Genomic DNA, 9,531 nt, shown 5'->3' with positions numbered 1-9,531 from the left:
GGTACTGCACTTTTGTGGGTGTGGGAGAGTAGGTCACCGCGGGTTTTTTATTCAATAGCCCCGGCTTCGCCGGGGCTATTTTTGTTTGGGGAGGTCGTTAGACCTCCCCATTTGTCTTTAACATCCCATCAGTACGGGTGCACGGAAGGTGTTCTCTATACTAAAATGGTATGGCTTATGTTTAGGCATTAGCGGGTGTATCTAAGCACCCCTCATAGAGTTGATGCCTCAGGCAGCGGTTCGCCCGAATCGACTGCATACCCTACCCGCCCACACTGGCGGATACCTCCCAAGGAGATTCATGTCTGAGACCCCCCGTCACGAGTCTAACGGCTCCGGCCCCCGCCAGCACCGCAAGAACAGCGGAGGAAAGGACTTCCGCTCCAAGAAGGGCGGCAAGAACTTTGGCGGCAAGGGCGGTTTCAAGCGTAACGACCGCGGAGGCAAGAAGTTCGACGGTCGTCGCTCCGACTCCCGATCCAAGGCACCTCGCTCCAACGGCCCCGAGGCAGAAGCACCCCGCGAAGAAGTACGCAGCATTGGTGGCCGCGCAGGCTACCGCCCTGCAAAGCCCAAGGCACCGGAAATTGACGACGACATCACCGGTCGCGAGCTGGACGGTGCAACCTTCCGTCAGCTGCGTGCCCTGGAGCCCCGCAACGCTGAAACCGTTGCAAAGCACCTCGCCATGGCCGGTCGCTACCTCGACATCGACCCCGAGTTCGCGCTGGAACACGCGGTTGCTGCATCCCGAAGTGCAGGCCGTATTGCCGCAGTACGCGAAGCAGTCGGCGTAGCCGCATACGTGGCAGAAGACTTTGAACTGGCGCTGCGCGAACTGCGCACCCACCGCCGTATCAGCGGCTCCGTAGACCACCTGGCACTGCTGGTGGACTGCGAACGTGCGCTCGGCCGCCTGCCCAAGGCACAGGAAATGATTGCTGAATTCAAGAAGGAAGAGCTGCCCGCCAACGTACGCGTAGAGCTTGCCATCGTTGAATCCGGTATCCTCAGCGATCAGGGCAAGAAGTCTGAAGCTGTTGTAGCGCTGCAGATTCCTCAGCTGAACCCCAAGCGTGCCTTCGAGTACAGCCCCCGCCTGTTCAGCGCATACTCCGACGCGCTGGCTAACGCAGGCCGTAACCAGGAAGCAGAACGCTGGGCGCGCCTCGCCTTCATGGCGGAAGCAGCACTGGGCCAGGGCAACTTCGCAGAACCCGAAATCTTCGATATGTTCGGCGAAGCAGGCCTCTTCGAAAAGGAAGAGAAGTCCGTAGAAATCGCTGAGCCCGCAGACGAAAAGGCAGAAGAGACTGCTGAGACTTCCGCTAACGAGGAAGCATCTGAAGCACAGGAAGAGGCAGCTGAGGGCGAGAAGACCGAAGTCGCTGAGTCCGAGGCTGAAGAAGCAGAAGAAACCTCCGCAGAATAAGACGGCAGAGAATCTAAGGATTCTGAATACTTGACCTCAGTGTCAGCAACCGCTGGACGCACCCCTGAACGGGGGAGGCGTCCAGCGGTTTTGCACATAATCTCCAGAAGGCACCTACGGGTGAGTGTCTAACAGGTACGATTAATAGCGACAACCGCCAGAGACCCCGAGAGGAACACTCTATGACCACGAATGCACTCCTATCCCGCTACGATGCCCTCCTCTCCGACCTGGACGGCGTAGTCTACGCGGGCCCCTTCGCCATTGAAGGTGCACCCGAAGCCCTCAACCGCGCCGAAGAAGAACTCAACGTACCGGTCATCTTCGTCACCAACAACGCATCCCGCTCCGTAGAATCCGTAGCAGAACACCTGCGTGAACTGGGTGTGCATACCCGAGCAGAACGAGTCGTTAGCTCCGCACAGGCAGGCGCCGCGCTGCTCGCACAGCACGTACCCGCAGGCTCCAAGGTACTCATCACCGGCACCGAAGCACTTGCCGACTGCGTTCGTGCGGTAGGCCTCGAAACCGTCCGCAAGGAAGAAGAAGGCCCCGTAGCCGTCATCCAGGGCTTCGACCCCAAGATCGGCTGGGAAGACCTCGCGGAAGCCGCCTACACCCTCGCAAACCCCGATGTATTGTGGATCGCGACCAACACCGACCAGACCATCCCCAAGGAACGCGGCCAGGCGCCCGGTAACGGAACCCTCGTTGCGGCAGTGGCAACCGCCTCCCGTCGTACCCCGCTTGTCGCGGGCAAGCCCGAAGCGCCCATCTTCCACACCGCAGCGCAGGCAGTGAACTCCAGCCGCCCCGTCATTGTGGGCGACCGCCTGGACACCGACATTCTCGGCGCCAACAACGCAAAGATGGACGGCGCCCTCGTCCTCACCGGCGTACAGACCTACCAGGATGTCATCGAGGCCGTGCCGAACCAGCGTCCGACCTATGTTCTGCGCACCCTCGAGGACTTCTTCGCGCCCTACCCCGAAATTGAGGTGCTCTACGAAGGCTACGAAGTCACCGCAACCGGCCCCACCTGGCAGGCACGAGTCCGCGGTGAAAACCTGAGCCTGACCGGCCCCGAGATTGCAGATACCGAAGCATTCGCGGGTAGCGAGAGCGAAGCCGAAGCATGGCGCGTAGCCTGCGCAGCATGGTGGGCGGCAAACCCCGAACAGGGCGCATGCCCCAACATCCAGGGGATCCCCGGTGCCTAAAGAACCGGAGACTAATAGCACGGCAGAGGAAACCGCTGAGCTTGATGCAGAATTCGAGAGCCAACTCGCGGCGACCCTCGCCATGGACCCCGTAGAGCGCGTCAAGCGCCTCGAAACGATGAGTGAGCAACTGGAGAAGGACCTCGAAAACCTCTCCTAGTTCGCGGCGGTGAACCCTCAGAACGTTATCGTCTGAGGGTTCACCGGCACTAGACAACCCCGTCACCAGACGACAGAAAGAAGACAAGGACACCGTGCGCCTCGATAAATACCTGGTCGAAGCCGGATTCGTGAGCTCCCGAACCCTCGCCGCAAAACTTATCGCGGCAGGAGACGTGCAAGTCAACGGCAAGGTTGCGCGCAAAGCGTCCATGCTCGTGGGCCCGGAGGACACCCTCTACGTGCGCCAGAGCGAGCTGACCGAATACGTCAGCCGCGCAGGGCACAAGCTCGCCGGTGCCCTCGACGCGTTCCCCGAAATCGAGGTAGAAGGCAAACGTTGCCTGGACGCGGGAGCATCCACCGGAGGCTTTACCGACGTGCTGCTTCGTCGAGGAGCCGCCCACGTAGCCGCCGTTGACGTAGGACACGGGCAGCTCGTGGACACGCTACGCGAAGAACCGCGAGTCGGCGTGTACGAAGGGCTCAACGTTCGCTACATGAAGCCAGAAGACATTGGCGGGCAGGTCGAACTGACGGTTTCTGACCTCTCGTTCATCTCACTGACCCTGGTTATGGAGGCGCTAGCGAACGCCACCGAAACCGGCGGCGACCTGGTGCTCATGGTCAAACCGCAGTTCGAGGTCGGCAAGCACCGCATCGGACGCGGGGGAGTGGTGCACGAAGAATCCGCCCGCCGTGAAGCAGTGGAAAAAGTTCAGGCATCTGCGGCGAGCCACGGATTGCGCGTGATGGGTATGGAACCCAGCCCGCTCCCCGGACAGGACGGCAACGTAGAGTACTTCCTCTGGTGCCGAAAATAAATATAGTGCCAAAAATAATAGTGCTAAGGCAGTCTGAGAAAAACCGCTCGGTAACGCAGGACGCGTTGAGGGCGGGGCTTTCTCAGGCTACCGCGCTATTCGCAGGTATTTTAGGGATACTCCAGCTGTACGCTATTCGAAATAATTTTCTAAAAATATAGCTATTTAGAAAATCTTCGAGAACATATTCGGTATGATAGGTGTAGATACACCATCTCAACACCCGATGGGAGAGAGTCGTTATGGCAAAACAGGAAAGTCGTGTAACGCGAGATTTTGACCTCTCGCAGTTGCCCACAATCAGCGCGCGCCATGATTCCGAAGACTCGGTGGAACAACGTCACCGTAAGATTCTCGTCTTCGCCCACGTGGGGCGCAAAGAAGCACGAGATGCCGCCCGACAGGCGTGCACCCAGCTCTATGAAGCGGGACTCGCACCCGTCATGACTCGCTCCGACCTGGAAACCCTGAGCGAAAACTGGGACGAGCCCGTCCCCGTGCAGGTCGTCCACGAATCCGTGGCGCTTATCGATATTGAGCTCGGCGTGGTGCTCGGTGGTGACGGTTCAATTCTTCGCGCCGCCGAAATGGTGCGTCGAACCAGCGTCCCGCTCATCGGTGTGAACCTGGGGCACGTCGGCTTCCTCGCCGAATCCGAAGAGAGCGACCTGACCGAAACCGTTCGCTGCATCGTCAACAACGAATACACCGTTGAAGAACGCATGGCAATCGACGTGGAAGTCTGGAACGACGGCAAGCGCGTGCACAGCGACTGGGCGCTGAACGAAGCTAGCGTCGAAAAGGGCAACCGCGAAAAAATGATTGAAGTCATTATTGAGGTGGACTGCCGCCCGCTCAGCAGCTTCGGCTGCGACGGCGTGGTCATGGGAACCCCCACCGGTTCGACCGCCTACGCGTTCTCCGGTGGCGGCCCGGTCGTCTGGCCCGAAGTTGAAGCGATTCTCATGGTTCCGCTCTCTGCTCACGCGCTCTTCGCGCGCCCGCTGGTAGCAGCACCGACCTCCACCCTGGCGGTAGAAATGATGCCTGGAAACGGTGCCTCCGGTGTGCTCTGGTGCGACGGCCGCCGAACCGTGGAACTAGACCCCGGCTCCCGTATTGAGGTGCGACGCTCCGAAAAGTCGGTGCTGCTCGCCCGTATTCACCCGGCTCCTTTCTCGGAGCGACTGGTGCGCAAGTTTGAGCTTCCGATTCGTGGCTGGCGAGGCCCGCAGGATACCGAGAAGCACTAAAGAAAAGGAATGAACGTTCGTGATTGAGGAAATCCATATTCGAGACCTCGGCATCATCACCGATGCGAGGCTCCCCCTCGAACCCGGATTCTCCGTGCTGACCGGTGAGACCGGCGCAGGTAAAACCATGGTCGTCACCGCCCTCGGCATGCTTCTGGGCGCCCGGTCCGACGCATCCAGCGTGCGCAACGGCGCCAAGAGCGCCCTCGCCGAAGCCGTCATTCGCCTGCCCCACGGGCACCGCGCTCTTGAGCTTGCCGAAGAAGCTGGCGGCACCGCCGAAGACATCGACGAACAGACCTCCGAGCTGCTTCTGGCGCGCACTGTTAACGCTTCGGGACGTTCCCGCGCCCACGTCGGCGGTTGCTCCGCGCCCATCGGAACCCTGGCCCAGATTGGTCAGACTCTCGTGGCCGTCCACGGCCAGTCCGATCAGTTGCGCCTCAAATCTGCGGCGGAGCAACGCCAGTCCCTCGACCTGTACGCTGGTGAAGAGCTCGCCAACCTGCTTGAGAAGTACCGCGAAAACTACGAACGATACCGTGCCGCCGCCGCGGAGCTGAAGGAAGTACGCGAAAATTCCCGAGCACGCGCCCTCGAAGCACAGACCCTGCAGGGTGCCCTTGAAGAAATTGGCGCCGTCAACCCGCAGGCGGGGGAAGAAGAAGAGCTCAAAGCCGAAATGGTGAAGCTCATGAATGTGGAGGCGCTACGCATCGCCTCGGCAACCGCCTCCGCAGCACTGAGCGGTAGCGAATACTCCACCGGCGATGAGCAGAGCGTCATGAGCCTGCTCGATGCAAGCCGCTCCGCGCTCCAGGCGCAGGCAGACGCAGACGAGGAGCTAGCCTCCCTCGCCGCGCGCGTCAACGAGCTGCTCATTCTGACCACCGACATCTCCTCGGACCTGTCCTCCTACATGGCTTCCCTGGATGTTGAAGGCCCCGAGCGTCTGGCGCAGGTGCAGACTCGCCGTGCACAACTGGCAACCCTTACCCGCAAGTACGGTGCCGATATTGCCGAGGTCCTCGAGTGGGCGGAAGAATCCCGTGCACGCCTCGAGACTCTGGTGGACGACCCGCAGCGACAGGAAACCCTGGAAACTGAGCTGGTGCAGCTACGCAAGGTGCTTGGCGCCCAGGCAGAAGAGCTGACCGCCCTGCGCCGTGCCGCCGCGCAGAAACTGGCGGATGCCGTCAGCGAAGAGCTCACCGCTCTTGCCATGCCGAACGCCTCCCTGGTTGTGGAAGTTGCCGAAGCAGAAAAGTTCTCGGTACACGGTCGAGACACCGTGACCTTCATGCTGGCACCGCACCGAACTGCCGTGCCGCGCCCGCTCGGTAAGGGCGCCTCCGGCGGTGAGCTCTCCCGCGTGATGCTCGCCCTGGAAGTAGTGCTTGCCGAAGTGGACCCCGTATCCACCTTCATCTTCGATGAGGTGGACTCCGGCGTGGGCGGTAAGGCAGCTATCGAAATCGGTCGCCGCCTCGCCATGCTCGCCCGACACGTGCAGGTGCTGGTGGTTACCCACCTGCCGCAGGTTGCAGCCTTCGCGGACCAGCACATCCTCGTGCTGAAAAACGATGACGCGTCCCTCTCAAAGGTCAAGGTACTTTCCGAAGAGGAACGCGTGGTGGAACTGGCGCGAATGCTCTCCGGGCACGATCAATCAGAATCGGCGCGAGAGCATGCCCGAGAGCTACTGGCAGCCGGTCGAGAAGTGCCGCAGGGGCGCTGAAACTGACGGCAAGCCGGCGGAGAAAAGTATGAGGAAAGTGCTGGCAAAAGCGCCGAAAGGTGGCATCTTTCGCACCAAAGACCATCAAAGGGGCTGAAGTGTGCGAGCGTGCCTCAGAAAGTTGCCAGTACAGCCCGCGCCGGTGACCGATAGCGACGCATGGAGCGCAGAGGATGTGAGATACTCTGTGAATGCTCCTACACATGCTTCTACACGGCGCGGCGGGAATATTAAAGCCCCAGCTCCGTTTACAGTGGTGATAAGGATAAATAGGGGAGGGAGAGCCGCCTGAGAGAATCCTCTCGCGGCATAACCCTCTGCTTGGATAGCAGACAAGAAAATGGTAGGCTTAAATTCCGTGGTGAATGAAAAAAATAACGCTCTGAACGCGTCCTCTAACGACAAGGTAACCCGCCAGATTTTCGTGACCGGCGGCGTTGCATCTTCTCTCGGTAAGGGCCTGTCGGCCTCTTCCCTCGGTCAGCTTCTTCGCGCACGTGGCCTCTCTGTGACCATGCAGAAGTTCGACCCCTACCTGAACGTCGACCCCGGTACGATGAACCCCTTCCAGCACGGTGAAGTCTTTGTCACCGACGACGGTGCTGAAACCGACCTCGACATCGGACACTACGAGCGCTTCCTGGACGAGAACCTCGACCAGTCCGCTAACGTGACCACCGGCCAGGTCTACTCCTCCGTTATCGCAAAGGAACGCCGTGGCGAATACCTCGGCGACACCGTCCAGGTCATCCCTCACATTACTGACGAAATCAAGGCCCGCATGCGTCACGCAGCGGAAATTGACAACGCACCCGACATCATCATCACCGAAATCGGTGGTACCGTCGGCGATATCGAGTCCCTGCCCTTCATGGAAGCAGCACGCCAGGTACGCCGCGATGTTGGCCGCAAGAACGTCTTCTTCCTGCACGTCTCCCTGGTGCCCTTCATCGGCCCCTCCGGCGAGCTCAAGACCAAGCCGACCCAGCACTCCGTCGCAGCGCTGCGCGGCCTGGGCATCCAGCCTGACGGTCTGATCCTGCGCTGTGAGCGTGAGGTCCCCGTATCGCACCGCTCCAAGATCGGTAACGCATGCGACGTGGACAGCGACGCAGTCATCTCCTGCGCCGACGCACCCAGCATCTACGACATCCCCAAGACCCTGCACAGCCAGAAGCTCGACGACTACATCCTCGACTACTTCGGCATTGAAGCTCCCGCACCGGACTTCACCCAGTGGGACCGCCTGCTCGACGCAGTGCACCGCCCCGCAGCAGAGGTCAACGTTGGCCTGGTCGGTAAGTACATCGACCTGCCCGACGCATACCTGTCCGTCTCCGAGGCACTGCGCGCCGGCGGCTTCGCAAACAACGTGAAGGTCAACATCAAGTGGGTTGCAGCCGACCTGTGCGCAACCGACGAAGATGCAGACCACCAGCTGCGCAACATGGACGCAATTCTCGTGCCCGGCGGCTTCGGCATCCGCGGCCTGGACGGCAAGATTGGCGCCCTCAAGTACGCACGCGAGCACAAGCTCCCGACCCTGGGCATCTGCCTCGGCCTGCAGTCCATGGTCATCGAGTACGCACGCAACGTACTGGGTCTGACCGAAGCATCCTCCACCGAGTTCGATCCGGAAACCTCCGTACCGGTCATCGCAACCATCGAAGAGCAAAAGCAGTTCGTCGAAGGTGCAGGCGACCTGGGCGGCACCATGCGCCTGGGCCTGTACAAGGCAAACCTTGTTCCCGGCTCTCAGGTTGCTAAGGCATACGGCGCAACCGAGGTTGCAGAGCGTCACCGCCACCGCTACGAGGTGAACAACGAGTACCGCGAGCAGCTTGAAGAAGCAGGCCTGCGTATCTCCGGTACCTCCCCGGACTCCTCGCTGGTCGAGTACGTGGAACTGCCCGCAGAGGCACACCCCTACTACGTGGCAACTCAGGCACACCCCGAGTACCGCTCGCGTCCGACCCGCCCGCACCCGCTCTTCTCCGGCCTGATTAAGGCTGCTCTGGAGCGCCGCGGCGCCTAACATCTAGGCACAAACGTTCAGCATCCCGCTCACCCCGCGCAGGGGAGGGCGGGATGCTTTCGTTTAAACCTGAACATGCCTTATTCCGTGCCCGTACCTGACGCGCCAAACGTAGCGGGGCTAAGAAGCCGCCTACAATGAAAGAATGAGCAACAACCAGCAGATTATTGATGCACCCTCCGAACGCACTATCCGCACCCGCACCGTGAAATACAGCGGCTACGTGATTGAAACGACCGTTGAAGAGTACGAACTCAACGAAAACACCGTGCTGACCCGCGACGTCGTGGAAATGCCCGGCGCCGTCGCCGTGGCGGTCCTCAACGACAACAACGAATTGCTGATGCTCAACCAGTACCGCCACCCGGTGCGTATGAACCTCTGGGAAGTACCCGCAGGACTGCTCGACATCGACGGTGAAGACCCCCTGGTCGCCGCGCAGCGCGAACTCGCCGAAGAAGCAGACCTGCAGGCAGACACCTGGAACGCACTGACCGACTACTTCAGCAGCCCCGGCGCAACCAGCGAAGCAGGCCGCGTCTACCTGGCACGTAATCTCTCGGAACTGCCCGCCGAAGAACGTAGCGAACGCACCGACGAAGAAGCAGAAATGACCTACCGCTGGGTGTCCCTCGCCGAGGCAGTACAGCTGGTGCTGGGCGGAAAGGTTCATAATGCGCTCGCTATCCAGGCGGTACTCGCCACCTACGCGGCGGCGCAAAACAACTTTGAAGACCTGCGCCCCGCCGAGGGCGGCTGGGAGTTCCACCCCTACATGGGACAGCGCCGCGAAAAGCCGGAGAACTTCCGCAACCACTAGAACGGAACAGGGGGGCGGGGGAGTAGCCTCGCCTACGGCAAGCCCAAATA

General features: G+C 60.7%; 8 protein-coding genes. All 8 read left to right on the top strand.

Annotation, left to right across the window (positions count from 1 at the left end):
- Nucleotides 1-301 precede the first annotated feature (301 nt).
- The 8 genes from HXO69_RS01225 to HXO69_RS01190 all read left to right on the top strand — a co-directional run bounded on the left by HXO69_RS01225 (nucleotide 302) and on the right by HXO69_RS01190 (nucleotide 9,481).
- Nucleotides 302-1,432 (top strand): hypothetical protein, encoded by a 1,131-nt coding sequence (locus HXO69_RS01225; RefSeq protein ID WP_294644040.1) that lies wholly within the window; start codon nucleotides 302-304, stop codon nucleotides 1,430-1,432.
- A 182-nt stretch (nucleotides 1,433-1,614) separates the two neighbouring features.
- Complete coding sequence (locus HXO69_RS01220; RefSeq protein WP_294644038.1) at nucleotides 1,615-2,652, top strand: HAD-IIA family hydrolase; 1,038 nt, start codon at nucleotides 1,615-1,617, stop codon at nucleotides 2,650-2,652.
- Nucleotides 2,645-2,812, top strand: coding sequence for a hypothetical protein (locus HXO69_RS01215; protein WP_049354919.1), 168 nt, complete (start codon nucleotides 2,645-2,647; stop codon nucleotides 2,810-2,812). The genes HXO69_RS01220 and HXO69_RS01215 overlap by 8 nt, the downstream gene beginning before the upstream one ends.
- Before the next feature lie 94 nt (nucleotides 2,813-2,906).
- Nucleotides 2,907-3,635 carry a TlyA family RNA methyltransferase gene (locus HXO69_RS01210; protein ID WP_294644035.1) on the top strand — a complete coding sequence of 243 codons (729 nt, stop codon included), beginning with the start codon at nucleotides 2,907-2,909 and terminating at the stop codon, nucleotides 3,633-3,635.
- Between the two features lie 242 nt (nucleotides 3,636-3,877).
- The gene (locus HXO69_RS01205; protein ID WP_296544819.1) at nucleotides 3,878-4,888 is read left to right on the top strand and encodes an NAD kinase; all 1,011 of its coding nucleotides are present in this window, start codon (nucleotides 3,878-3,880) and stop codon (nucleotides 4,886-4,888) included.
- A 19-nt stretch (nucleotides 4,889-4,907) separates the two neighbouring features.
- Nucleotides 4,908-6,626: a DNA repair protein RecN gene (gene recN, locus HXO69_RS01200; RefSeq protein WP_296544817.1), complete on the top strand. Its 1,719-nt coding sequence runs from the start codon at nucleotides 4,908-4,910 to the stop codon at nucleotides 6,624-6,626.
- A gap of 340 nt (nucleotides 6,627-6,966) precedes the next feature.
- On the top strand, nucleotides 6,967-8,661 hold the full coding sequence (locus HXO69_RS01195) for a CTP synthase (RefSeq protein WP_296544816.1): 1,695 nt from the start codon (nucleotides 6,967-6,969) through the stop codon (nucleotides 8,659-8,661).
- A 145-nt stretch (nucleotides 8,662-8,806) separates the two neighbouring features.
- Nucleotides 8,807-9,481: an NUDIX hydrolase gene (locus HXO69_RS01190; protein WP_296544815.1), complete on the top strand. Its 675-nt coding sequence runs from the start codon at nucleotides 8,807-8,809 to the stop codon at nucleotides 9,479-9,481.
- The last annotated feature ends 50 nt before the right edge of the window (nucleotides 9,482-9,531 follow it).

It is taken from the genome of Rothia sp. (in: high G+C Gram-positive bacteria) (assembly GCF_015265375.1).
Taxonomy (GTDB): Bacteria; Actinomycetota; Actinomycetes; order Actinomycetales; family Micrococcaceae; genus Rothia.
The sequence above is the reverse complement of the archived record's forward strand: the minus strand, read 5'-3'. Positions and strand labels throughout refer to the sequence as shown.

Bases quoted from the DNA above. Each gene is read 5' to 3' on its own strand.
- HXO69_RS01190 (WP_296544815.1), top strand. From the start codon at position 8,807: ATGAGCAACAACCAGCAGATTATTGATGCACCCTCCGAACGCACTATC.
- HXO69_RS01220 (WP_294644038.1), top strand. From the start codon at position 1,615: ATGACCACGAATGCACTCCTATCCCGCTACGATGCCCTCCTCTCCGAC.
- HXO69_RS01205 (WP_296544819.1), top strand. From the start codon at position 3,878: ATGGCAAAACAGGAAAGTCGTGTAACGCGAGATTTTGACCTCTCGCAG.
- HXO69_RS01225 (WP_294644040.1), top strand. From the start codon at position 302: ATGTCTGAGACCCCCCGTCACGAGTCTAACGGCTCCGGCCCCCGCCAG.
- HXO69_RS01195 (WP_296544816.1), top strand. From the start codon at position 6,967: ATGGTAGGCTTAAATTCCGTGGTGAATGAAAAAAATAACGCTCTGAAC.